The 24,404-nt window shown below is 68.4% G+C and carries 23 protein-coding genes and 1 tRNA gene; 11 read left to right on the forward strand and 13 right to left on the reverse strand.

All coding sequences use genetic code 11. The features are described from left to right. Window positions 1–25: 25 nt before the first annotated feature. From DEIMA_RS10275 to DEIMA_RS10320, 11 genes are all read right to left on the reverse strand, one after another. Window positions 26–1,162 carry an ABC transporter permease gene (locus DEIMA_RS10275; protein WP_013557191.1) on the reverse strand — a complete coding sequence of 379 codons (1,137 nt, stop codon included), beginning with the start codon at window positions 1,160–1,162 and terminating at the stop codon, window positions 26–28. 10 nt (window positions 1,163–1,172) lie between these two features. Continuing rightward, window positions 1,173–2,153, reverse strand: a complete 981-nt coding sequence (locus DEIMA_RS10280; RefSeq protein ID WP_013557192.1) for an ABC transporter permease — start codon at window positions 2,151–2,153, stop codon at window positions 1,173–1,175. A gap of 151 nt (window positions 2,154–2,304) precedes the next feature. After that, entirely contained in the window at window positions 2,305–4,086 is a 1,782-nt protein-coding gene (locus DEIMA_RS10285) for an ABC transporter substrate-binding protein (protein ID WP_013557193.1), read from the reverse strand. 354 nt (window positions 4,087–4,440) lie between these two features. Next, window positions 4,441–4,665: a preprotein translocase subunit SecG gene (gene secG, locus DEIMA_RS10290; protein WP_013557194.1), complete on the reverse strand. Its 225-nt coding sequence runs from the start codon at window positions 4,663–4,665 to the stop codon at window positions 4,441–4,443. A gap of 17 nt (window positions 4,666–4,682) precedes the next feature. After that, window positions 4,683–4,765, reverse strand: a tRNA-Leu gene (locus DEIMA_RS10295). 80 nt (window positions 4,766–4,845) lie between these two features. Then, window positions 4,846–6,084, reverse strand: a complete 1,239-nt coding sequence (gene purD / locus DEIMA_RS10300) for a phosphoribosylamine--glycine ligase (protein ID WP_013557195.1) — start codon at window positions 6,082–6,084, stop codon at window positions 4,846–4,848. Then, window positions 6,081–6,974: a phosphoribosylglycinamide formyltransferase gene (purN, locus tag DEIMA_RS10305; protein ID WP_013557196.1), complete on the reverse strand. Its 894-nt coding sequence runs from the start codon at window positions 6,972–6,974 to the stop codon at window positions 6,081–6,083. Before purN ends, purD begins: the two co-directional genes overlap by 4 nt. After that, window positions 6,971–7,861: an MBL fold metallo-hydrolase gene (locus tag DEIMA_RS10310; protein WP_013557197.1), complete on the reverse strand. Its 891-nt coding sequence runs from the start codon at window positions 7,859–7,861 to the stop codon at window positions 6,971–6,973. Before DEIMA_RS10310 ends, purN begins: the two co-directional genes overlap by 4 nt. Continuing rightward, window positions 7,861–8,034 (reverse strand): hypothetical protein, encoded by a 174-nt coding sequence (locus DEIMA_RS18275; RefSeq protein WP_013557198.1) that lies wholly within the window; start codon window positions 8,032–8,034, stop codon window positions 7,861–7,863. Before DEIMA_RS18275 ends, DEIMA_RS10310 begins: the two co-directional genes overlap by 1 nt. 72 nt (window positions 8,035–8,106) lie before the next feature. Next, window positions 8,107–8,445 carry an RNHCP domain-containing protein gene (locus DEIMA_RS10315; protein ID WP_013557199.1) on the reverse strand — a complete coding sequence of 113 codons (339 nt, stop codon included), beginning with the start codon at window positions 8,443–8,445 and terminating at the stop codon, window positions 8,107–8,109. Then, window positions 8,442–8,855 carry a hypothetical protein gene (locus tag DEIMA_RS10320; protein ID WP_013557200.1) on the reverse strand — a complete coding sequence of 138 codons (414 nt, stop codon included), beginning with the start codon at window positions 8,853–8,855 and terminating at the stop codon, window positions 8,442–8,444. Before DEIMA_RS10320 ends, DEIMA_RS10315 begins: the two co-directional genes overlap by 4 nt. A 105-nt stretch (window positions 8,856–8,960) precedes the next feature. On the opposite strand from DEIMA_RS10320, the gene DEIMA_RS10325 reads away from it, so the two are divergent. From DEIMA_RS10325 to infB, 5 genes are all read left to right on the forward strand, one after another. After that, entirely contained in the window at window positions 8,961–9,560 is a 600-nt protein-coding gene (locus DEIMA_RS10325) for a septum site-determining protein MinC (RefSeq protein ID WP_043816652.1), read from the forward strand. Between the two features lie 176 nt (window positions 9,561–9,736). Further along, window positions 9,737–10,180, forward strand: a complete 444-nt coding sequence (gene rimP, locus DEIMA_RS10330; RefSeq protein ID WP_013557202.1) for a ribosome maturation factor RimP — start codon at window positions 9,737–9,739, stop codon at window positions 10,178–10,180. Window positions 10,181–10,216: 36 nt separating this feature from the next. Further along, window positions 10,217–11,410 carry a transcription termination factor NusA gene (gene nusA / locus DEIMA_RS10335; protein ID WP_013557203.1) on the forward strand — a complete coding sequence of 398 codons (1,194 nt, stop codon included), beginning with the start codon at window positions 10,217–10,219 and terminating at the stop codon, window positions 11,408–11,410. A 26-nt stretch (window positions 11,411–11,436) separates the two neighbouring features. Then, on the forward strand, window positions 11,437–11,745 hold the full coding sequence (locus tag DEIMA_RS10340; protein ID WP_013557204.1) for a YlxR family protein: 309 nt from the start codon (window positions 11,437–11,439) through the stop codon (window positions 11,743–11,745). Beyond that, window positions 11,745–13,526, forward strand: coding sequence for a translation initiation factor IF-2 (gene infB / locus DEIMA_RS10345; protein WP_013557205.1), 1,782 nt, complete (start codon window positions 11,745–11,747; stop codon window positions 13,524–13,526). The genes DEIMA_RS10340 and infB overlap by 1 nt, the downstream gene beginning before the upstream one ends. A 670-nt stretch (window positions 13,527–14,196) precedes the next feature. Here the strand turns inward: infB and DEIMA_RS10350 are convergent. After that, window positions 14,197–14,499 carry a hypothetical protein gene (locus DEIMA_RS10350; RefSeq protein WP_013557206.1) on the reverse strand — a complete coding sequence of 101 codons (303 nt, stop codon included), beginning with the start codon at window positions 14,497–14,499 and terminating at the stop codon, window positions 14,197–14,199. Between the two features lie 148 nt (window positions 14,500–14,647). On the opposite strand from DEIMA_RS10350, the gene DEIMA_RS10355 reads away from it, so the two are divergent. From DEIMA_RS10355 to DEIMA_RS10380, 6 genes are all read left to right on the forward strand, one after another. Further along, complete coding sequence (locus DEIMA_RS10355; protein ID WP_013557207.1) at window positions 14,648–14,980, forward strand: hypothetical protein; 333 nt, start codon at window positions 14,648–14,650, stop codon at window positions 14,978–14,980. A gap of 57 nt (window positions 14,981–15,037) precedes the next feature. After that, on the forward strand, window positions 15,038–17,326 hold the full coding sequence (secD, locus tag DEIMA_RS10360; RefSeq protein WP_013557208.1) for a protein translocase subunit SecD: 2,289 nt from the start codon (window positions 15,038–15,040) through the stop codon (window positions 17,324–17,326). A gap of 97 nt (window positions 17,327–17,423) precedes the next feature. Further along, window positions 17,424–17,780, forward strand: coding sequence for a lipopolysaccharide assembly protein LapA domain-containing protein (locus DEIMA_RS10365; RefSeq protein WP_013557209.1), 357 nt, complete (start codon window positions 17,424–17,426; stop codon window positions 17,778–17,780). After that, the gene (locus DEIMA_RS10370; protein ID WP_013557210.1) at window positions 17,777–19,939 is read left to right on the forward strand and encodes a single-stranded-DNA-specific exonuclease RecJ; all 2,163 of its coding nucleotides are present in this window, start codon (window positions 17,777–17,779) and stop codon (window positions 19,937–19,939) included. Before DEIMA_RS10365 ends, DEIMA_RS10370 begins: the two co-directional genes overlap by 4 nt. A gap of 424 nt (window positions 19,940–20,363) precedes the next feature. Continuing rightward, on the forward strand, window positions 20,364–21,632 hold the full coding sequence (locus tag DEIMA_RS10375; protein WP_013557211.1) for a cytochrome P450: 1,269 nt from the start codon (window positions 20,364–20,366) through the stop codon (window positions 21,630–21,632). A gap of 175 nt (window positions 21,633–21,807) precedes the next feature. Continuing rightward, window positions 21,808–23,703, forward strand: a complete 1,896-nt coding sequence (locus DEIMA_RS10380; protein WP_013557212.1) for a glycoside hydrolase family 2 protein — start codon at window positions 21,808–21,810, stop codon at window positions 23,701–23,703. 82 nt (window positions 23,704–23,785) lie between these two features. Here the strand turns inward: DEIMA_RS10380 and DEIMA_RS10385 are convergent, their stop codons facing one another. Next, window positions 23,786–24,328, reverse strand: coding sequence for a pyridoxamine 5'-phosphate oxidase family protein (locus DEIMA_RS10385; protein ID WP_013557213.1), 543 nt, complete (start codon window positions 24,326–24,328; stop codon window positions 23,786–23,788). Between the last annotated feature and the right edge of the window lie 76 nt (window positions 24,329–24,404).

Raw genomic sequence — 24,404 nt, forward strand, 5'->3', positions numbered from 1 at the left:
CCTGAACGGGGTTCAGGCGCAGGGCTCAGCGTCGGCGGCGCGGGTCGAAGGCGTCACGCAGGCCGTCACCGACGAACTGCCACGCGATGACCGCCAGGAAGATGAAGACACCGGGGATCAATACCCACGGGCGACCGCTGATGCTCTCGAAGCCGCCGTCCTGCGCGAGTTTCAGCAGGCTGCCCCACGAGGCGTACGGTTCCACGATGCCAATCCCGAGGAAGGACAGGCCGCTCTCCGTGAGGATGTACCCGGGAATGGACAGCGAGAGGCTCACGATGATGTAGGACAGGGTGTTCGGCAGCATGTGCCGACCGATGATGCGGCTGTCCGACGCGCCAAGCGAGACGGCCGCCTGGACGTAATCCTGCTCGCGGGTGCTGAGCAGCTGACTGCGCACGACGCGGGCGATGCCGCCCCAGCCGACCAGCGCGAGAATGCCGATAATCAGGTACATCACGAGCAGCGGATCAATATCCAGCGGGAACAGGGCGCGTAAGGTGATCAGCAAGAAGAGCTCCGGGACGGCCGTGAGCACCTCGACGACGCGCATGATGAGGCTGTCCACCCAACCGCCGAAGTACCCGGCAAGGCCGCCCATGATCATGCCGATCACGATGCTCATCAGCGACGCGATGATCCCGATGGTCAGGCTGAACTGCGCGCCGAACAAGATGCGCGAGAACTGGTCGCGGCCGAGGTTGTCCGTTCCCCACAGGTGAATGGCGGCGGGTTCCTCCACGCCGAACAGGTGCACGGTGCTGGGGATGATGCCGAGGATCTTATACGGGGCGCTTTCGCGGCGCACGAAGAACTTCACGGGGTACTTGGTGGAGCGGTCTTCGGTGTACTTGTCGCGGAAGGTTTCGAGGTCCACTTCACGTTTCAGGCCGTACACGAACGGACCGAAGCGACCTTTGTCGTCGCGCCAGTGCACGGTGGTGGGCGGCGACCATGAGATGCGGTTCGAGCCGGATTCGTACTCGGTGAGCGAGTACGGCGAGAGGAACCCGGCGAGCAGCGCGATGATGTACAGGACGATCAGGATCGCCATGCCGGCGCGCGCGAGCGGGTGCTTCTTGAATTGAATCCAGGCGATCTGGTAGAGCGACTGGGACTTCACGGGTTGCGCCGGGGCGGCGGGGGCAGTGGTTGTGCTCATGCTCAGGGCCTCAGTTGTACCGGATGCGGGGGTCCACGGCGGCCAGCAGCAGGTCGGAGATCAGGTTGCCGAAGATGTACAGCAGCGTGGACAGGGCCGTGGTGGAAACGATGACGTACAAGTCCTGGTTGGCGAGCGAGTCGAGCAGCAGCGGGGTAAGGCCCGGCCAGCTGAACACCACCTCGATGAACCCGGCGCCGCCAATCAGGGCGGGCAGCAGCGCGCCCAAGCCCGCCACGAGCGGCAGGGAGGCGTTGCGGAAGGCGTGCTTGTACGTGATCTTGTTGCTGGCGAGGCCCTTGGCTCTCGCCGTGCGGATGTAGTCCTGGTTGAGGACTTCCATCATCTGTCCGCGGATGAATCGGCTCTCGGACGAGATGCCGCGCAGCGCGAGAATGATGCTGGGCGCCAGGGCGTGCAAGAAGACGTCACCAAAGTTCTGCCAGAACGATGGGTCCTGCAGCGAGCCGCTGGTTTTGCCGCTGATCGGCACTTCCAGCCCGGTGTTCTGCTTGAGCTTGACGAGGAAGAACAGCGCCAGCAGGGCGAAGAAGAACGAGGGGACGCCCAGCCCGAAGTACGCGAAGATCGTCATGATGCGGTCGCCGATGCTGTACGGGCGCAGCGCACTGTACACGCCGATCAGGATCGCGAGCACGTAGGTCAGGACGGTGCTGATGATGACCAGGATCAGGCTGTTCCACAGGCGCGGCGCCACGAGGTCCCATACGGGGCGGTTCGCGGCAAAGCTGCTGCCGAGGTCACCGGCGAGGAATTTCGTCAGCCACTTCCAGTACTGAACGACGACAGGCTGGTCGAGCGCGTAGATGCGCCGCAGCTGGTCGATGCGTTCGGGGGTAACCTTGGGGTTCTGGCTGAGCTGCGTCAGGAAGTCGCCAGGGGCGGCTTGCACGACCGCGAACAGGATGATGGTCGCGAGGATGAAGGTCGGCACGAGTTGCAGGAGGCGCCGAACAAGAAAAGGAAGCACGGTGGTCCTTTCGGGGTGAGCGCGTCAGGTTCGCGTCACCTTCACACTTTCAGGGACCTGCGCGAGACCCCAGAGGGGTCTCGCGCAGGCGTCAGGGCAGAAGGGGGATCGTCACGCCGGGCGCAGCGAGACGCCTTCAGGCGTCAGTCGCTTACTTGCTCACCCAGGTCAGCGCGATGTCGCGCGGCCCGAAGTAGCTGCTAGCCCACAGGGGGTTGGCGATCTTCTTGGGGTACTCGCCCTGGACGCGGCTGTCCCAGGCGTAGTGGGCGTTCTGGCTGGCCAGGTAGATGAAGCCGAGGTTTTCCGCCTGGAGCTTCTGGATCTGGTTGGCGATCGCCTTACGCTTGGCCGTGTCGAATTCCGCCGTGCTCTTGTTGAACAAGTTGAACTGCTGCGTTTCCCAGGGCTGGATGCACTTGCTGCTCTGGTTGTAGCCGTTCAGTTCGCCGCCGCAGGCGAGGCTGGCGGACACGCCGACGGGGTTGATGAAGCCGCCGCCGCTGAGGCCGGTGATGGAGGCGTCGAACTTGCGGTCCAGCTTGCCAGCGTCCGTTTCGGGGTACACGACGCCGAGGAGCTGGTTGAAGGGCACGAAGCTGGTCTTGACTTCCACGCCGGCCTTCTTCGCTTCGTCGGCGAAGAGGCGCGCCATCTGCTGGCGGCGGGTGTTTTCGCCGTTCGTGGTCAGCGTGAAGCTCAGGCGGTTGCCTTTGCCGTCCACGCGGATGCCGTCAGCGCCGCGCTTCTTGAAGCCGAGGCTGTCGAGGACCTTGTTGGCCTGCGCAGGGTTGAACTTGTACTTGTCGACGTCGGGAGCGATCCAGTCCTTGTACAGGGGGTACACGCTGGTCCACGCCGCCACGCCGAGACCGCCGAGCACTTGGTCAACGATGGCGTCCTTGTCGACGAGCATGCTCATCGCCTGGCGGAACTTCACGTTGCGGAACAGCGCCTGCTTGAAGGGATCGCTGCTCTTGTTGAAGTTGAAGTACAGGAAGTCCACGCTGGCGTTCGGGCCGGCGTTGGCGAGGACGTCTACGCTCAGCTTGCCGCTGTTCTTGGCGGCGACAATCTGCGCGAGCTGGTCGCGGTTGCTGGGCTGGTACAGGTCCACGTTGCCCGCGAGGAACTGCGCGAGCTGCGCGTTCTGGTCCTTCACGACGCTGTACTGCAGGCCGTCGAGGTACGGGAGGGCCTTGCCGGCGCTGTCCTTGTTCCACTGCCCGTAGAAGGAGTTCTTGACGAGCGTGAGGCGCTCACCACGGGCGTACTTGCTGACCTTGAAGGGCCCGCTGACGACGAGCTTGCTCACGTCGGTGCCGACGTCCCAGAGGTCGCGCACGGCTTTCACGCCGGCTGCGCCGCCGTTACCGAAGGCCTTGCCGAAGATGTGGTCAGGCTGCGGGGTCAGGTAGGAGATGGTTTCGAGGTTCTGGACGGTGGCGCGGGGGAAGGTGAGGCTGAGCTTGCGGTCGCCCAGTTTCTTCCAGGTCACGGCCTTGCCGTTGTCGAACAGGTAGGAGTTCAGGGAGGTTTCTTCGTCGGCCGCGATGATCTTGAAGGTGCTGATGTAATCGTCGGCGGTGATGGCCTGGCCGTCGCTCCACTTCAGTTCGGGGCGGAGCGTGAAGGTGTAGGTGCGCTTGTCGGGGGAAATGGTGAAGCTTTCCGCCATGTACCCTTCGTACTCACCCGTGTTGGGGTCGGAGGTGATGAGACCGCCGGCGTCGGTCAGCTCGGGGATGTTCGGGCGACCCTGCGCGGTGAAGGGGTTGTACGTGTCGAAGTCGCCAGCCACCGTCAGGCGGATGGTGCCGCCGGTCTTCGCGTCGCTGGCTTTGCTGACGGTGGTGTCCGCCGCGTGCACGTAAGGTTTGGCCATGGCGCTGCCCATGGTGAGGGCCGCAACGAGCATAAACGCTTTTTTCATGGGGGTTTCCTCCTGGTCTGGAATTGCCGGTACGGCGACTGGCGCCTCGGCTCGGGGCAGTCGGGGTACAGCGAAAAGCTTAGGTTTCCAGCCAGACAACTATATGCAGTGGTGCGTGAAGCGTCAAGGTTTTTTCGCTGCGGAGGCGGTTTTTTTCGTGTGCTTGATGAGCGCCGGGCTGGATGTTTATGCGTCCGCCGTTCACCCGAACCGCGGATTGTGGCGTGCTGCGGCCTATTTTGATGGTTGCAGAACGTAATTCAGGTGGCAAGACTTCTCATGTTCCAGGGTTTTCCTGCAAAGACGCGAGGGGCGCACCCATGGGTGCGCCCCTCGCGTCTTGCGTTCCTGGCTTTAGCGCTGAATGATGTTCAGCAGCAGGGCCATCAGCATGAACAGGCCGCCCAGCACGCTCGTGATGCGCACCAGTCCGCCTTCCACGCCGCGCCCACCAAACAGGTCGCCGCCGCCACCGAGGCCGGCCGACAGACCGCTCTGGCGCGGCACCTGCAGCAGCACGAACAGCACGAGCGCCGCGCAGATCAGCGCGAACAGAATAACCAGAAGGGTTGCGAGCATGGTTCCTCCACGTTGGTTGGTGCCGAAGGCGGGACTCGAACCCGCACGGTCGCCCGCTCGATTTTGAGTCGAGTGCGTCTACCAATTCCGCCACTCCGGCACGGCGTCCCACGCTGGGGACGCCGTGATGCTAACAGAGTGGGCAGGGCCGGTCAACGCAGAGTGCGCGACCCGCACGGTTCACAGGCCGATCCGGAACCCGATATCGCGGCGAATCTGCGCGCCGGGGAAATTGACGCGCCCAACCAATTGGTACGCGCTCGCGCGGGCAGTCGCCAGGTCCGGGCCCTGCGCCACGATGGCCAGCACGCGCCCGCCCCGGCTCACAAGGTGCTCGCCGTCGCGGCCAGTGCCGGCATGGTAGATGGCCTCACCGGCGCGCAAGTCCGGGAGGTTCAGCGTGATGCCGGTGCGCGGCTCACCCGGGTAACCGGGGGCGGCCATGATGACGCACACGGTCGCGCCGGCGCGGAAGCGCACGAGGTCCGCACTGAGCTGCCCGTCGACGCAGGCCTCCGCGATGCGCGCGAGGTCCGAGTCGAGGAGCGGCAGGACCGCCTCGGCTTCCGGGTCGCCGAACCGGGCGTTGAACTCCACGACCTTCGGGCCGTCTGGAGTGAGCATCAGCCCGGCGTACAGCACGCCGACGTACGGCTGCCCCTCCGCGCGCAGGCCGCTCAGGGCGCGATCCAGAATTTCCGTCTGAATACGCGCGGCGTCTTCGGCGCTCAGCGGGAACGGGCAGATGACGCCCATGCCGCCCGTCATCGGGCCCACGTCATTCTCGAAGATGGTCTTGTGGTCCTGGCTGGGCAGCATGGGCACGGCGCGCGTTCCGTCGCAGAACGCGAGAACCGTGACTTCCTGGCCGGACATGAAATCCTCGATGACGGCCTGCGCATTGTCCTGCGTGAAGATGTCACGCACGGCGGCGCGCGCCTCATCGTGCGAGCGGCAGATGGTGACGCCCTTCCCGGCGCGCAGGCCGGCGTCCTTCACGACGACGGGCAGCGGGTGCGGCGTGACGTACGCGAGCGCCGCGTCGAGGTCGTCGAAGCTGGCGTGGCGGGCCGTGGGGATGCCGTGACGCAGCATGAAGGCCTTGCTCCACGCCTTGTCGCTTTCGAGGCGCGCGGCCGCCTGCGTGGGCCCGAAGGCGCGCAGGCCGCGCGCCTGGAATTCGTCGACGACGCCCGCGGCGAGGGGCGCTTCCGGCCCGACGATCGTGAGCTGCACGCCCTCTCGCACCGCGAGGTCGGCGAGTGCAGCCGGGTCGACCGGGCTGGGCAGGCAGCGGGCGAGTTCAGCAATGCCGGGGTTGCCGGGGGTGCACAGCACCTCGGTGACGCTCGGGGAGCGGCGCAGCGCGGCGACGATGGCGTGTTCGCGGCCACCGCCGCCGATGACGAGTACTTTCACAGGGTGGTCCTTTCCCACTCGTGCGCGGTGACGTGCACGGCGGCGTCGAATTCCTCGGCGAGGTGAAGGGCCTGCGCGCGTGCGCGCAGGGGCGCGCGGTCCGCCCAGGTGGCGTGACGCTCGTTCAGGGGCGCGTCCGTGGTCCAGGCGAGGCGCAGGTCGTCAGTGGCGAGCGCGAGCGCCGCCACGGGATGAGGCGCACCGGCGAGAACGGCCGGGACCGCTTCGGGTCTTCCCCACTGCTGGAGCAGCCGGGCAGCGCGCACCTGCCGGACGCTGGCGTGCGGCGGCGCCTGGTCCCCGAATTCCGCGCGCAGGTCGTCGGGCGTGGGCCGCGGGAAGGCGAGGCCCGCGCGAACGAGACGAACCGCCTGCGGGTACGCCTCGTGTTCCGCCGTGAGGATGCGCGCAGCGAGCGTGTCCGCGGTATCACTGCGCAGAACCGGCACGCGCTTCTGCAGGATGATGTCGCCGGTGTCCATGCCGGCGTCCACGAAGTGCACGGTGCACCCGCTCCAGGCGGCGCCGGCGTCGAGGGCCTGCTGCTGCGCGTGCAGGCCCGGGAAGGCCGGCAGGAGGCTCGGGTGGATGTTCAGGATGCGTCCGCGCCAGCGGCCCGTGAAGTCCGCGCTCAGCAGGCGCATGAACCCCGCGAGCAGCACCAGCGTGACGCCGTGCGTGTCCAGCAGGGCCTGCACCTGCGCCTCGAACGTCGCGCGTCCCCCTTTCGGGAAGGGGACGTGCGCGGCGGTGATGCCGGCCTCGCGGGCGCGGTCCAAGGCGGCGGCGTCCGGTTTATCGCTGATGACGAGGCGAACGTCGCCGGGAAAGGCGTCGAGGAGGGCCGCGAGGTTACTGCCGCGGCCAGACGCAAGGACAGCCAGCGTCATGCGTTCGCCTTTCGGGTCCAGTAACGCGTGAGGCCCTGCACGCTCATCCACGCGGGGCAGGCGTAGCGGAAGCGCGCAGCGAGGTCATCGCCTTCCTGCGCGAGGTCAGCTTCGACGGCACGCGTGAATTCGGCGGTGAGGGCGTCCGCGCCGAGCTGGCGTTCCAGGCCCTCGCGGACGCGGGCGGCGTCCGCGTGCATGGTGCGCAGCAGGTTGTCCCAGTGGGCGTCCGTTGCCGGGTAGCTGCCGTAGTGCGTGAGGTGCAGCGTCCGCGCCGGCAGCGCCCGCAGGCGCGCGACGCTCGCCGCCCAGGCGTCCAGGTCGATGTCGGGCGGCGGCGTCGGCGCGCGCGGCGTCTGGCGCGCGTCGAGACGGACGCCGGCCACGTCACCGACGAACAGGTCGTCACCGTGCTGCCAGGCGACGTGGTGCACGGCGTGACCGGGCGCGTACGTGGCGTGGAAGGCGTCGCTGCCAAGCGTGACGGTGCTGCCGTCCTGCACGGCGTGCAGGCGTTCGCGCGGCACCGGACGCATGTCGCCCCACAGGGCGTCCATGTGTTCGGCGTAGATGGTGCGCGCGCTGGCGAGCAGCCGGTCCGGGCGGGCGAGGTGGGCCGCGCCGCGCTCGTGGACGTATACGTCGGCGCCGCGTTCCGCGAGCGTCCCGGCCACCCCGGCGTGGTCGAGGTGAATGTGCGTGAGCAGCACGGCGCGGACGTCTTCCAGCGTGAAGCTGAGCGTTCCGAGACCTCGTTCGAGGGTGGTGAGCGTGCTGGACGGGCCGGGGTCGATGAGGGCGACGCCGCCGCTGTGGAGGGGGACGGCGTACGCAGCGATGACGCCGGGGGTGCCCTGAAAGTGCAGGTCGAGGAGGTGCGGGGCCATCAGGCTTTCCCGGCGAGGCGCGCACCGGCCAGGAGGAGCGCCGCGGCGTACTGCACGTACGCGAAGGCGCGGATGGTGCGGACGTTCGCGGCGGTTTTCAGGGGCCCCAGCGTGAGCGCCAGAATCAGGGTCGCGGACATCAGGATGAAGGCGAACAGCAGCCACAAAGCCATGCGCGGAGTCTAACTGTTTTCACATTCGCGGGGTTGGGGCGCCCTTCAGACAGGTCATCCGCGAGGCCGGCGCTACTCGCGTGGGCGGGCGGACAGGCGCACAAGGGCGTCGTAGTCGTCGGGCTGGTCCGGGTCGTCCAGTGCGGCCTTGTTGCGGCCAAGAAAGCCGCAGCGGGTGCATTCGTGCACGATCATCCAGCCTTTCTTGGGGTGCTGGTCCACGCCGACCGGCCGCATGACACCGTGGCAGTCGCAGGCGCGGTCGCCGGGGTGGACGTCCACGTGCAGGCTGTGCAGACAGGCGGGGCAGTGGTTGCGGACGCTGCCGTTGCGCAGGGGCTGCACGGTGGCGCCGCACTGTGCGCACGTGAAGGCATTGTTGGTGCCGGTGACGATGAAGCGGCGCGTCATCGTGGGCCGCCGGGCCGGGGGATGAGCTGGTGCCGGTCAAGGAAGTCCCGGACGGGCGGGTAGCTGATGAGGGCGAGGCCGATGCCGATGAAGCCGAGGCCGACAGCCAGGACGGCCAGGCCGAACAGGCTGACGCTGGTGCCGAGCATGCCGAGGATGACGCCCGCGACGCCGCTGAGCATGCACAGCCCGACCGTGAGGGTCCGGGCGGCGCCGCTGCCGGCGTACACGCGGCGCAGCAGGAAGGCGGTGGCGAGGAGCGTGAGGAGCTGAATGCCGATGCCGGCGAATTCGCCGTGCACCCAGCGCGCGATCATGGGCGCGAGGATCAGCAGCATCAGGGCGCCGAGCAGCAGGCGCGTGGCGGCGCGGCCGAGCGCGTCTGTGTGCGGGGTGGTTCGGGCGGGCACGACCTCAGTACAGCACGGGTAGGGGCGGGCGCACAGGGTCGAGCGTCACGGCGCACCGGGCACGGGGCAGCTGACGCGAGCGGCGTGGAGGGTAAACTGCACTTCATGAAGCTACGCGGTACCCTCGGCGGCCTGAATCTCCTGCTGGAACCTCAAGACACGGGCGTGGGCGTCACGGACGCGCTGGGCAGCCGCACGGAGCTGCTGAACGCCCGCGTGACGCTGGAGGTGGCGGAGGAAACCAGCGTGGACGCCCTGGAGTCGGCGCTCGGCGCGGTGCGCGGCGCGGGCGGCTCGGTGAGTCGCGTGCGCGCGCCGCGCGTGAACGTGGCGGCGCCGGTGACGCCGGAGGATGCGCGCACGGTGATCGTGCCGCACGGGCTGCGCGCAGGAACGCTCGGGCAGTACCCGGGCAGCGTCGTGATCCTCGGCGACGTGAACCCAGGCGCGGAGATCGTCGCGGGCGGCGACGTGATCGTGGTGGGCGCGCTGCGCGGGAAGGTGCATGCGGGCGCCGGAGGGAACGCGGGCGCGATCGTGTGGGCGCGGCCCATCGCGAGCCCGCAGATCCGGGTGGCGGACGCGCTCGCCCGCTCCCCGGAGGACAGCGCGCTGGAAGGCATGCGGAAACTGGAGGGTGGGCAGGCGGAAGTGGCGCGTCTGCAGGACGGCGCGATCGTGATTGAGGTGCAGCCGGGCCGCTGATCGGCGCGCGGCGCACAGGTGCCAAGGGGCGGAAAATGTCGCGCTCGACTGGATTTTCCGCCCCTTGGTGCTATACTGTGTGGGCAATTCCTCGAACGGGGGGTGGGCGAGGTGCCCACCTTTTTTCGTGGAGGGAGGTGGAGCGGCCCGTCACCTCGGTGCGGGCAACACAACTTATGAACAACTTGGAACAATTGGCCACCGAAGCCCTCTCGCCGCTTGGCTATGAGGTGCTGGAAGTGCATCTGCAAAACCCCGGGCGCCGCCCGACCCTGCTGGTCCGCATCGACCGTCTCGACGAGCAACCCGTCACGGTCGACGACCTGGAAACCGCCAGCAAACTGCTGGGCCTGGAACTGGACCGCACGGACCCCATCAAGGGTGAGTACCGCCTGGAACTTGAGTCACCCGGCTCGAAGCGCCCCCTGCGGCGCACGCGCCACTTCGAACGCATGGTGGGGCTCAAGGCCCGCGTGCGCGGCGAGGGTCACAGCTTCACCGCGCCGATCCTGAAAGTCGAAGGGGACCTCGTGACCTTCGACGCGCCCGGCGGGCCCGTCACCCTGGAAGTCGGGACCTTCGAGGGGAACCTCGCCGAGTTCCCGCCCAGCCACCGCTGAGTCCCGAGCGGGCCAGCACCACCGAAAGGAAGCGTGATGTCGGAATTTAACTTTGCCGAGGCGCTGCGCGAGGTCGCGCAGTCCCGCAACATCAACGAAATGCAGCTGATCGAGGCGTTCGAGCAGTCCCTCGCGCAGGCGTACACCCGCAACGTCGACCCGGACAAACGCGTCGAAGTGCACCTCGACCCCAAGAGCGGCGAGATCGAAGTGCTGGTCGTCAAGGAAGTCGTCGAGAAGGTCGAGGACGAAAACGTCCAGATCAGCCTCGCCGACGCCCTCGAACTCGACCCGGAAGCGGAACTCGGCGAGGAAATGGTCTTCCCCGTGGAGCGCGAGAAATTCACGCGCATCGCGCTGCAGGCCGCCAAGCAGACCCTCACGCAGAAAATGCGCGAGACGGAACGCAACGTCGTCTTCAACGAGTACAAGGACAAGGAAGGCCAGGTCCTCAACGCCGTCGTTGCCCGCCTCGACAACAAGGGCAACTACTTCGTGGACCTCGGCGCCGGCGAAGCGATCCTCCCGCAGCGCGAAGCCATCCCCGGCGAGCGCCTGATGCCCGGCAACCGCGTGAAGATCTACCTCAAGGAAGTCCGCAAGACGCCCAAAGGCCCGACGATTCTCGCGTCGCGCGCCGACGAGCGCCTGCTCGACTACCTCCTGAAGCAGGAGATTCCCGAAGTCGCCAACGGCATCGTGGAAGTCAAGGCCATCGCCCGCGAAGCCGGACAGCGCAGCAAGGTCGCGGTGTTCAGCCACAACCCGAACGTCGACCCGATCGGCGCGTGCATCGGCCACCGCGGGAACCGCATCCAGGCCGTCACGGGCGAACTGGGCCGCGAACGCGTCGACGTGATCCTCTGGGACGCCACGCCGCGCGAATTCATCCGCAACGCCCTCTCCCCCGCCAAAGTCGGACTGATCGAAGTGAACGCGGACACCCGCGAAGCGACCGTGACGGTCACACCCGACCAGCTGTCCCTCGCCATCGGCAAGGGCGGCCAGAACGTCCGCCTCGCCGCGAAGCTCACCGGCTACAAGGTCGACCTACGCGAAACGCAGGCCGTGAGTGACCTTGACGCCGCCATGCAGCAGGCGCTGGAGGACGAAGGCAGCAACGCCAGCGAGTCCAGCAGCAGCGCCCGCGCCGCGTTCGACGCGCTGTTCCGCGACAGCAAGAGCGTCGCAACCGCCACGCCCGACGGCGACACCGACCTGACGGAGTAACCCTGAGCACCCCGGAGCCCCTCCCCATGCCGCACACGCCCGAACGCACCTGCGTCGCCTGCCGCCGCAAGCGCCCTCAAGCCGACCTCACGCGCCTCACGCGCGTGCTGGACGGCTGGACGCTGCAACGCGGCGCGCGCGCAGGGCGCGGCGCCTACGTGTGCGCCGACTCGCCCGCCTGCTGGGCAGAGCGGCGCCTGCGGCGGGCGTTCGGCGCGCATGCCCCCGCGGTGAGCGCGCAGTTGAGCGTGGCCACGCTGCCGGAGGAACCGGGTCTGCCCCAGAGCCAGCAACGCAATACCGCCGCCCCGAGCGGGCGGCCCGGAGGTAGTTGATGTCGAAAGTTCGCATTTACACCCTCGCCAAAGACCTTGGCGTTGACAATAACCGCATGCTGCAGATGCTCGACGAGCTCGGCGTTTCGTACAAGAGCGCCAGCAGCACCCTCGACGAGGACACCGTCGAAACCATCAAGGGCCTGATCGCCGACGAACAAGCGAACGGCGGCAGCGCCGCGGCCCCGGCCGCCACGTCGTCCACCCCCGCGGCGGAAGCGGAGCCCGCCGCGGCCCCCAGCGAGCCCGCCGCCACGGCGGACGCCAGTGACGACGGCGTCCCGCACCGCGCGCCCGTCGTGACCATCATGGGCCACGTCGACCACGGCAAAACCAGCCTGCTTGACTACATCCGCAAAACGAAAGTCGCGGCGAAGGAAGCGGGCGGCATCACGCAGCACGTCGGCGCGTTCGAAGCGAAAACCAGTAAGGGCAAGATCGTGTTCATCGACACGCCCGGCCACGAAGCCTTCACGACCATCCGCGCGCGCGGCGCGAACGTCGCGGACATCGCCATCATCGTGATCGCCGCGGACGACAGCCTCATGCCGCAGACCCGCGAGGCCATCGCGCACGCGCAGGCCGCGAAGGTCCCCATGATCGTCGCGATCAACAAAGTCGACCTGCCGCAGGCCGACCCGGAACGCGTCAAGACGGACCTCACGACCGTGAACCTCGTCCCCGAAGAGTACGGCGGTGACATCATCGTCGTGCCGCTCAGCGCGAAAACCGGCGAAGGCGTCGAGGACCTGCTGGAATACATCAGCCTCACCGCGGAACTCGAAGACCTGCGCGCCGACCCGAAAGCGGAGTTCTCCGGCGTCATCATCGAAAGCCGCGTGGACAAACAGGCGGGCGTTCTGGCGACCGTCATGGTGCAGCAGGGCACGCTGCGCGTCGGGGACTTCCTGGTCGTCGGCGAGAAGTACGGCAAGATCAAGGCCATGACAAACAGCAACGGCGACCGTATCAAGGAAGCCGGCCCGAGCACGCCCGTGCAGATCCTCGGGTTCAGCGAAGCGCCGACCAGCGGCGAGAAGGTCAGCAGCGCGAAGAACGAGCACGCCGCGCGCGAACTGGTCGCCAGCCGCGTCGGCGAACGCCGCGATGCCGAAGCCGCCCGCCAGAACCGCAAGCTCAGCCTTGAAGAAATGATGGGCAGCCTCGAAACTGTGCGCGAAGTCAACCTGATTCTGCGCGCCGACACGCAGGGCAGCCTCGAAGCGCTCCAGGGCATCCTGGCCCGCAAGGAAAAAGACGACGTCAAGATCAACGTGATGCTCGCCGGCATCGGCGCGCCCACCGAAGGCGACGTGCTGCTCGCCAGCACGGCCGGCGCGACCATCCTGTGCTTCAGCGTCACGCCCAGCGGCAGCGTCACGAAGATCGCGGACCAGAAAGGCATTGACCTCAAGAGCTACCGCATCATCTACGAACTCATTGACGAAGTGGACCGCCTCATCAAGGGCAACGTCGAGCCGGTGTTCGAGGAGCAGTACCTGGGCCGCGCGGAAGTCCGCATGGTCATCCGCCACCCGAAGAACGGCAACATTGCCGGTTCGTACATCACCGACGGCAGCTTCAAGCGCAACGCGAAAGCGAAAGTCACGCGCGGGAAGCAGGTCGTGTACGAGGGCACCATCGTGGGTCTCAAGCGCTTTAAGGACGACGTCCGCGAAGTGCAGAAGGGCTTCGAGTGCGGAATCAACCTCGACTGGAACGACGTGCAGGAAGGCGACATCATCGAAGCGAGCGAGATGGTGGAAGTGCCTCAGGCGTAAGCCGCAGGCCAATAGAGGGGAGGCGTCATGCGCCTCCCCTTTTTTGTGACTGAGTTAAGTCCATACGGAATTCATACGCGCCGAGAAAGCGCTCGGCGCCGCGATGGGCGTGGCCGCACAACACCGGAGTGGCTAATGCATAAGCGTGGGTGGAGGGCAGACACGGCTGCACGGACGGCGCAACGGGTGGGTTCGGTCTTTAAGGCGTGGCCACCTCCCACCGCTCTCCAGGGAACGCCCTTGAATTCATTGCATGGGCTTCGGCGGTCAGGCTGCGCCCCCTCAGAGCGGGTAGGCGCGTGCGGCCAGTCAGACGCGGTCGTCGCTCATGGCTAAGCACAGTGGTGCGGGCGGTGCCTCCGCACTTTCCGGGCGTTCGTCAGGCTCCGCAGGATTACGCCCGGCCCTTTGAACTTGGGGAACTGTGGTCGCGTGAGACCGAGTTCAAGGGCAAGCGGTGTGCCTGTACCCATGCAAGACTGACTGGACTACCGAGGGCATTCACGGCTCAGTCCAGCGTGCCGCACGGACTGGCCTGCGTTGCCGTCTGGGCGAGCAGCGCGGTCCTGAGAGCTCAGGCAAGCGTGAGCTGAAGTCAGCCTGAAGGGGCGTGTTGAAGGTCGGGCAGGCCTCCGCGTGCAGGCTCAGGTGCCTGCGGTGATGTCCTGGCTTAGCGGGCAGCGCGGCGGTCGAGCAGCGTCCACAGGGCCGCGCCGACGAAGGCGATCAGCAGGACCGTCCAGGCCTGCGCGAAGTGGTACGCGCTGTCGAGCACGCCGTTCGCGGGCAGGTTCGGCGTGAGCCCGAGCGCCAGGAACTCCTGACCGACCCAGGTGATCAGGCGCGCCCACGGCGCGAACAGGGCGAGGCCGGTCGTGAGGGCGTACAGGATGGCGTACGTGCCGGCCAGGCGAGTGGCGAAGCGCCGCAGCGACAGCGACGTGCCGCGCGCGCCGGAGGTCAGACTGGTCATGCCTGTGACCGTACACCACCCGCACCCCCCCGGTGTGCGAAAGTGCGCATTTTCGCCGCACCTCATGAGGTTTTGCTAGAGTGCTGAGGTTCGACACGCCCAGCCTGCCGCCTTCCGGGCGCGCACGACGCGTGCAACGCGAGAACACATGAAGTGGATTGAGCAGCTGCGGGTCAGGGCGGGCGCGTACGGTGGCCTGCTGGCCGCGCTGCCATTCCTGCTCGCGCTTCTCGGGTGGACCGCTGCCACGCACGACCCGACGCGCCCGGTTCTGGCGGCCGGCGCGCCCGCCGCGCCTGAACTGCGCGCGGCGCCGCCCAGCCCCACGGGCGGTGGGGTCCTGCTCGACGTGGCCCTGCCCGCCCGCGCGCCGCTGCCCCGGCCGACCTTCACGAGGGCCGGTCGGGCGCAGGGCACCGCGGCGCCGCGCGCGGCCCGTACGCTCGCGGAACTGGGGCGACGGCAGACGGACGGCGGCTGATCGGCACGCGCCGTCCGCCTCACCTTCCCTCATCCTCTGCTGTAAGGAGCTCCTCTCTTGACCATTTCAAACCCCAACCAGAAGCGGCGCCCGCCGCCCCGCAACCGTGGGCGCGCGCCGCAACCCAAATCCCGCGTGCCGTGGACGGCGCTTGTGCTGCTGCTCGCGCTGCTCGGCAGCCTCGCGTACATCTGGCGCCCGTGGGAGCACCCCAAGACGCCCGGTGAGCTGTGGGGTAAGAACTACCAGTTCATCAACCTCGGCCTAGACCTCAAGGGCGGGTTGCGCATCGAACTGGCGCCGGAAAACGGCACCACCGACCGCGACACCCTGGACCGCATCAAGACCATCATCGAGAACCGCATCAACGCGCTCGGCGTGGCCGAGCCGACCGTGACGGTGCAGGGCGGCAAGCGCGTCGTTGTGGAGATCCCCGGCGCGACCGAAGCTGTGCAGGAACGCACGCGCAGCATCATCAACCAGCAGGCGAAGCTGGAGTTCCGTATCGTGAATCAGGGCGCGCAGCCGGACGCGCAGGAAGCCAGCAAGAACCCCGCCTCGGGCGGGTACAAGCTCAGCGACCTCGGCCCGGCCGAAGCGACCGGTGAGGTCATCGCGTCCGCCGCCGCGGGCGCCGACCCGCAGAGCGGCCGCTGGGTCGTGAACTTCACGACGACGCCGAAGGGCGCCGACCAGTTCGGTGAGTTCACCCGCAAGAACGTGAACCGCTTGATGGCGATCGTCCTCGACGACCAGATCAAGAGCGTCGCCACCATCAACCAGGCGCTGTACAGCAACATTCAGATCAGCGGCAGCTTCACGACCGAGGAGGCCAGCCAGCTCGCGCTGGTGCTGAAGAGCGGTTCGCTGCCCGTGAAGATCAAGGTGGAGGCGGAGCAGGCCATCGGGCCGACGCTCGGCGCGGACGCCATCCGCAGCGGCGCCATCGCGGCCCTGGTCGGCATCGGCCTGGTGTTCGTGATGCTGTTCTTCTATTACGGCCTGTGGTTCGGCCTGGTCGGCGCGCTTGGCCTGCTGTTCAGCAGCGTCATCATTCTCGGCATTCTCGGGGGCTTCGGCGCGACGCTCACGCTGCCCGGCATTGCGGGCCTCGTGCTGACCATCGGCGCGGCCGTGGACGGGAACGTCATCTCGTTCGAGCGCATCAAGGAAGAACTCCAGCGCGGCAAGGGCATCAAGAACAGCATCAACGCCGGTTACGACCACTCGCTGTGGACGATCGTGGATGTGAACCTCTCGCACCTGCTGTCCGCGCTGGCGCTGTACAACTACGCGACCGGGCCCGTGAAGGGCTTCGCGCTGACGCTCGCCATCGGCGTGGTCGCGTCCGTGTTCAGCAACCTCGTGTTCGCGAAGTGGATGATGCGCGCCTTGGCGTCCCGCCGCGAGTTCGGCGCGCCTCGCCGCGTCGGCGTCCCGAACATCGACTTCATCAAGGCCAGCCCGATCATCACGACGCTCAGCGTGCTGCTCGCCATCGGCGGCATCGCTGCGCTCGCTGTGAAGGGCCTGAACTACGGCGTGGACTTCACGAGCGGCACGAACATCACCGTGAAGGCTGCGCCCAGCACGCAGGTGGAGGACGTGCGCCGCGCGCTCGGCGACGCGAACCTGAACGTCGCGCACGCCGAGGGCGCCACTATTCAGCGCAGCGTCACGCCGGGCACGAACGCCGCGGTGTTCAACGTGAAGGTGCCTGAGCTGAACACTGCGCAGGTGGAGCAGCTCCGCGCGCAGTTCACGAAGCTGCCGCAGGCGAGCGTGCAGTCCGTCGAGACGGTCGGTCCGGCGGTCGGCGGGGAACTGCGTGACAAGACGATCCGCGCGGTGCTGCTGGGGCTCGCGCTGATTCTGGTGTACGTCGGGTTCCGCTTCGACTTCATCATGGGTCTGGGCAGCATCCTGGCGGTGCTGCACGACGTGGCGATCGTGATGGGCCTGTACGCGCTGCTGGGCCTGGAGTTCAATATCGCGACTGTCGCGGCGGTCCTGACCCTGATCGGGTACTCGCTGAACGACTCGATCATCGTGTCTGACCGCATCCGCGAGAACCTGAAGCTGATGCGCGGCCGTTCGTACCGGGACATCGTGAACGCCAGCATCAACCAGACGCTGTCGCGTACGGTGATGACGTCGGTGAGCACCATGCTGCCGCTCGTGAGCCTGCTGATCTTCGGCGGGGCCGTCCTGCGTGACTTCAGCCTCGCGCTGCTGGTCGGCATCCTGATCGGGACGTACAGCAGCATCTACATCGTCGCGCCGATGGTGGTCGTGCTGGAGAACTGGTTGAAGAACCGCCGCGCGCAGCCCAAGGCGAGCGCATAACGGAGCGGCGTACAAGAGGAGAGGGCGGGGGCTTCCCCGCCCTCTCCTCTTGTACGCGCGGGACGCGGAACGCCGCGGCGCGCGGTAGTATGGCGTAATGCGGGTCGTTCAGTTCGTTCAGGTCATCGTGCTGCTGCTGCTGGGGGCGTACGTGCTGCTGCTGCAACTCCAGAATCCCGTGCGGGTGACGCTGCCACTCCCGTTCGGCCTGAACGCCATGAACGTCCCCCTGGGCGTCCTCGTGGCCCTCACGCTGCTCGTCGGCGTGCTGTACTCGGCGTTGCTGTTCGTGCCGCGCCTGCTGCTCGCCCGCGCCCGCCGGGCACGGGCCGCGCGCGCCACCCGCGCGTTGGAGGAACGTCTGAACGCCACGCTGCGCGCCAAGCTCGCCGCGCCCGCCACCCGCGAATCCCACGCGGCCGTCACGGCGCCCACCGTGCAGGAGCAGGCATGAGCGCCTCGCCGGTCGTGCCGGTCAGCGCATGGCAGCTCCGGGCGCCCGCAAGCAACGAGGCGCTGCGCGCCGTCATGGACGCGTACCGCGTGAGCCCCATGCTCGCGCAGGTGATCGTCGGCCGGAACCTCAGCGCCGCGCACGTCACGCCGGATCTCACGCTCACACCCAACCCGGCGCTGCGCGAAGCGGCCGCGCGCCTCGTCCGCGCCATTCAGGATCGCAAACGCATCCGCGTGCACGGCGACTACGACGCCGACGGCGTGACCGCCACCAGCGTCCTCGTGCTGGGCCTGCGGGAACTCGGCGCGGACGTGCACGGCTTCATCCCGCACCGCCTGAACGAAGGGTACGGCGTGCACCCGGACCGCGTCCCGGAACACGCGGACGCCTGCGACCTGCTCGTCACCGTCGACTGCGGCGTCACGAACGTGCAGGAAGTCCGCGCGCTGCTCGACCGGGGCGTGGACGTCATCGTCACGGACCACCACGCGCCCGGCCCGGACTTCCCCGACTGCCTCGTCGTCCACCCGCACCTCACGCCCGAGTACGACGGGGACCTGCACAACCTCACGGGCGCCGGCGTCGCGTACCACCTGCTGTGGGCCGTGCGTGAGCACCTGGGCCTCGGGGAGCCGCGCGCATACGCGGATCTGGCGAGCATCGGCATCATCGCGGACGTCGCGCCGCTGCTCGGCGAGAACCGCGCGCTGGTCCGCGCGGGACTGCACCAACTCGCCGACACGCAGCACGCGGGCCTGCGCGCCCTGATGGGCGGCAAGAAGCTCGGCCTGCCCAGCGCGCGCGACGTGGCGTTCGTAATCGCGCCGCGTATCAACGCCGCCGGCCGCATGGGCGAGGCGGACCTCGCGCTGGAACTGCTCACGACCACCAGCGAGCGGCGCGCGCAGGAACTCGCCACGTACCTGGAGGTCCGCAACGGCGAGCGGCGCGTCGTGCAGGACCGCATGTTCAAGGAAGCCCTGACGCTCGTGAACCCGGACGACCCGGCCATCGTCGTCACGAAGGACGACTGGCACGCGGGCGTCATGGGCATCGTCGCGAGCAAACTGCTGGAGGCGTACTACAAGCCGGTGTTCATCATCGCGCAGGGGAAAGGCAGCGTGCGCAGCACGCCGGGCATCAGCGCCGTGGCGGGCCTGCGCGGCGCGCACGACCTGCTCAAACGGTACGGCGGGCACACGGGCGCGGCAGGCTTCGCGATTCAGGAGGACAACATCGACGCGTTCCGAACGCGCATCCACGCGTTCGCCGAGGAGCACCCGCGTCCCGTGCCGAGCGTGCTGCTGGACGCCCCGCTACCCGCCGGCGCGGTCACGCGCGCGCTGTACGAAGCGGAAGGCACGTTCGAGCCGTTCGGCGAAGGGCTGCGCCGACCGCTGTGGTGGGTGCGCGACGACCTGGGCGGCGCGCGCCTCGTCGGGAAGCGCGGCGACACGCTGCAGTTCCGTGTGGGCGGCGTGAAAGGCGTGAAGTACGGCGAAGGGGCCGTGCGAGAGGGACCGCATGACGTGGCCGCGCACCTCAGCCTGAACGCCTGGGCGGGCCGCGAGAACATCGAGGTGGCCGCCGAGGCCCTGCGCGCGCCCACCACCCTGACGCTGCTCGGCGCGGATGACGCCCGGCCGCTTCCACCCACACCCCGCCTCGACCCACGCGAAGCCATGCGGCACCTGCACGCAGGCGCGCGCGCGTACGCGACAGGTGCCGTGCGCGAGTACCTGAGCGTGAACGTGCCGGGCCTCGCCCTCGCGGACGACGCGGACACACCGGACGGCGAGGTCATCGTGTACGCCCTGCCGCCCGAACGTACGCTGCGCGCCTGGCTGACGGGCGGCCGCACGCGCGTGGCCTTCGCGTTCGGCCCGAAAACCCTCGCGGAGCTGGAGGACGGCGCGGTCCGCGTCGCGGGGCCGTTGCGGGCGCACGCGAGCGACTGGAGCGACCCGGTCATGCGGGCGGGCGCTGCGGACGCGTACACGCGGTTCATGTGGGCAGCGCTGTACCGCGCGCTGGACGACGCGAGCTTCACCCGCGCGGTGTGGCACCTGGCAGGCCTGAATCCGGACGAGGTCGAGGCGGGCGGGGCAGGGGTCAAGGCCGAGCCAGCCCGAACGCTGCACGCCGCCGCTCACTGACCCCGCATGAGGGGCCGACGGACGCGGTCCTCCACTCCCGAGCGCTTCAGCAGGCGCTCAGGAGGTGCCCGCCAGGCAGGTGCGGGGCCCACGGTCTGCTGTTTCCGCCCGGGCACAGGTGGCCATGCCGCCTGACGGCCATGACGTCGATCAACAGTCCTTCCTACTGTAGGCGGGCTGCGTAAGATCATGAGCACTGCAGCGCGTGAACCTCGTGGGTTCCTCAAGCTTGGCGGGCGTGCAGGCAGAGAGGCCGAGCAGGCAGCTCAAGGTGCTGAAGCGGTGAGGAAACGCGGAGCACAACCTCACGCGGCCAGCGCTCGGCGGGCAGTGTTCCGCTGAGCTTTCCCGGCTGGCGGGTGCGCCAAGAAACCCTGAAGGCAGCGGCGGCGCCGAGCCTTTAGGCTGCCGCGAGGAGGTTCATATGCTGCACGCCACCCGTCCGCCTCTGGACAGCACCGTGCCGCTGCTGACGCAGGGGTATGCCTTCGTCGACCGGCAGTGCCGCGCCACGGGCCGCACCGTGTTCGATACGCGCCTGCTGCTGGCCCTGCCGGTCACGTGCATGCGGGGTGCGTCCGCCGCAGCCCTGCTGTACGACCCGGAACGGTTCGTCCGGCAGGGCGCGATGCCGAAACCTGTGCAGAAGACACTCATCGGTGAGGGGGGTGTGCAGTCGCTCGATGGCGCTGCGCACACGCACCGCAAGGCGATGTTCATGGGCCTGATGACACCTGCGAACATCACGCGGCTCGTGCGCCTCGCGGACCGTGAATGGCACGCCGCGAGCGTCCGCTGGGCCGCTCGGGACACGGTCGTGCTGCTGGATGAGGCGCACGAGGTCCTCACCCGCGCTGTGTGCGCCTGGGCGGGCGTGCCCCTGGCCGCGGAGGAGGTTGCGGGCGTCACTGCGGACCTCGCGGCGCTGATTGACGGGCCCGCCAGTGCCGGGCCGCGGCACTGGCGGGCCCGGGCCGCGCGGCGCCGTGCGGAGGCCTGGGCGGCGGGGCACATCCGCGCGGCCCGGCAGGCCCCGACCGGCGCGGAGGATGGGGCCCTGCACGTGGTCGCCACGCACCGTGACGAGCGGGGCGCGCTGCTGGATGAGCACACGGCGGCCGTGGAGCTGCTGAATGTGCTGCGCCCGACCGTGGCGGTCGCTCGGTACGTGGTGTTCGCCGCGCATGCCCTGCATCAGCATCCGTCGTGCCGCGACGCATTGCTGCGCGGTGATGACGACGCGCTGCTGCGGTTCGTGCAGGAGGTGCGGCGGTACTACCCGTTCTTCCCGTTCGTGGCGGCGCGGGTGCGGCGCACGTTCGAGTGGTCCGGGCACACGTTCCCGCAGGGCCGGCTGGTGCTGCTGGACGTGTACGGCACGAACCGTGACCCGTCGGTGTGGGCCGCGCCGGAGCGATTCGACCCTGAGCGCTTTCGCACGTGGAACGGCAGCCCGTTCAACTTCGTCCCGCAGGGTGGTGGGGACCATGACCTCGGGCACCGCTGCGCCGGGGAGTGGCTCACCATCGAACTCATGCGCGGCGCCGTGCGGTTCCTGACGCGCGACGTGACGTACGACGTTCCCCCCCAGGACCTGCGTGTGCGCCTGACGCGCATGCCCGCGCAGCCGGAAAGCGGTTTCGTGCTGCGCGGCGCTCGCCGGACCGTCGCGTTCGCGGGCGGGCTGCGTTGACCGTGCGGTCCGCAGGCGGGGTGGGCGCTCCGCGACGCGCGGCTTCGGCCCGGGCATCGCCGCAACACTAAACGGGCGGTGGTGCTTTTGACCGTTGTCCTCACACGCTGCTCGTTCATGCTGACTACGCTGCGTTCTACCAAAGCCTCGCGCTGGATCAGGAGGAACCCTGCTCATGACCACCTATTCCATTCACCCGAACCCACTGCTGGAGCGCGCGCACTGGCGCGACCTGGGCGGCGCGTGGGACTTCGCGTACGACGATCAGGCCGCGTGGGCCGAACCCGACGACGTGACCTTCGACCGCGTCATTCAGGTGCCCTTCTCGCCGGAAACGCCCGCCAGCGGCATTCATGACACTGGCTTCCATCCGGTCGCGTGGTACCGGTGCCGCGTGGACCTCACGGCGGACGAGCAGGGCCGGCCCCTGCTGCTGCACTTCGGCGCGGTGGATTACCACGCGCGCGTCTGGGTGAACGGCGACCTCGTCGCGGAGCATTTTGGCGGGCACACGCCCTTCACGGCGTACGTGACGGGCGCGGCGCGCGGTGAGACGTCACTCGAGATTGTCGTGCGCGCCTTCGATGACCCGCATGACCTCACGAAGCCGCGCGGGAAGCAGGACTGGCAGTTGGAGCCGCACAGCATCTGGTACCCGCGGACGACCGGCATCTGGCAGCCGGTGTGGCTGGAGTGCGTCCCGACGACGCGCATCGCGGAGTTGCGCTGGTCGTCGTTCATGGACGCGTGGGAGATCGGCGTGGACGCGCACATCGAGGGGCCCCTGCGGGACAACATGCAGTTGCGCGTGCGGCTGGAACACGAGGGGGCGCTCATCGCGGATGACCGCTACACGCTGCGCTGGCCGGAGGTGACGCGCCGCATCGCGTTGCCCGACCCGGGCATCGACGACTTCCGCAATGAGCTGCTGTGGAGCCCGAACCACCCCACCCTCATAGACGCGACGGTGGAGCTGCTGGTGGACGGCGAGGTCGTGGACCGCGTGCTGAGCTACACCGCCATCCGGTCCGTGAGCGTGCAGGGCCGCCGGTTCCTGCTGAACGGGCGGCCGTACTACCTGAAAATGGTCCTCGATCAGGGGTACTGGGAGCAGGGGGGCCTGACCGCCACGGATGATGAGCTGCGCCGCGACGTGGAGCTGATCCGTCAGATGGGCTTCAACGGCGCGCGCAAGCACCAGAAGGTCGAGAATCCGCGCTGGCTGTACTGGTGTGACGTGTACGGTCTGCTGGTGTGGGAGGAGATGCCCAGCCCGTACCGCTTCACGACGCGCGCCGTGGAGGACCTGACGCGCGAGTGGACGGAGGTGTTGCGGCGCGACATGTCGCACCCGAGCATCGTCGCGTGGGTGCCGCTCAACGAGTCGTGGGGCGTGCCGGACCTGCCGACGAACGCCGCGCACCGCGATTACGTGCGCACCCTGTATCACCTCACGCGGACGCTCGACCCAACGCGGCCAGTCATCGGGAACGACGGGTGGGAACACGTCGCCACGGATATCGTCGGCGTGCACGACTACTCCGCGGAGCCGGCCGCGCTGGTGCGCCGCTACGCGGACACGGAAGCCGTGAACCTCACGTTCGAGCGGCAGCGTCCGGGGGACCGCGCGCTCACGCTCGAGGGCTTCCAGGTGACGGGGCAGCCGGTGGTGCTGAGCGAATTCGGCGGGATTGCGTTCATTCCGGGTGGGCAGCCCGGCTGGGGGTACAGCGAGGCGATGGACGAGCAGTCGTTCATGGACGCCTACGAGGACCTGATGTCCGCCGTGTACGCGTGCGAGGGCCTGTCCGGGTTCTGTTACACGCAGTTCACGGACACGTACCAGGAACGCAACGGGCTGCTGTTCATGGACCGCTCGCCGAAGGCGGACATGTTCGCCATTGCGCGGGCCACGCAGGGCAGCCGCACGCCGCGCGAGATGAGCGTGGACCCGCAGATGAACCCGTACGGGTACTCGCTGCGGTGGCGTGAGCGGCTCGCGCGGCTGGAAGCCGAGGACCTGAGCAGCCAGGCGCCGCCCGAGCCGGTGGGCCGCGGCGAGGACGACTGAGGAGCGCCAGTGGGGCCGTGGGGAAACCTGCGGCCCCTTCGCGTGGCGCTTCAGGGGTGGCTCGCGCTCTTCCTCAGGGCGTTCAGGCCGGTTGCCAGTCGTCGCCGTGGCGGACCAGGACGACCGGTTTCAGCCCGAACGGTTCCGGCACGATGAAGCGCCCGAAACTCATCAGCTCGAGGCGGTCGGGGGTGAAGCGCAGGAGCGCGAAGTCCGCGCCGAGCGGGCCGCTGAAAAACAGGCGGTGGTGCGGACGCCAGTACCGCTGACGCCGGGCGTCGTCGTGGACGCGCGTGACGGTGCCGTGCAGGACGATGTTTGCCTGCGTCCGGTCGTCCATCAGGGCGAACGTGGCGCGGGGGTGCGCCTGCACCTCGCGCGCCTTGCGGGATGATGGGTGGGCGCCGATCCAGACTGTCAGGTCCTCTTCGGCGACGTGTTCGATGAGGCGAGCGTTCGGTGCGTCCGTGCCGGTGGTGACCAGGAACCCGTAGCGTTGCGTGCGCAGCAGCTGGCGGGTGACCTGCAGGGCGCGCGTGGGCGTGAGGTTGCGTTGGCGGCGGACGCGCCACTGGTACGCCCGCAGGAGCACGTCGAGGGACCGCTGCCGCAGTGGTGGGTGCATGCTGACCTCCGGCCTCATGGTGCGCGGCCCGCGCGGGCGCATTGTCCTGCGCGCCCGCACGGGTGGAAGCTCATGC

Origin of the sequence: Deinococcus maricopensis DSM 21211 (assembly GCF_000186385.1) — a bacterium.
Lineage (GTDB): Bacteria > Deinococcota > Deinococci > Deinococcales > Deinococcaceae > Deinococcus_B > Deinococcus_B maricopensis.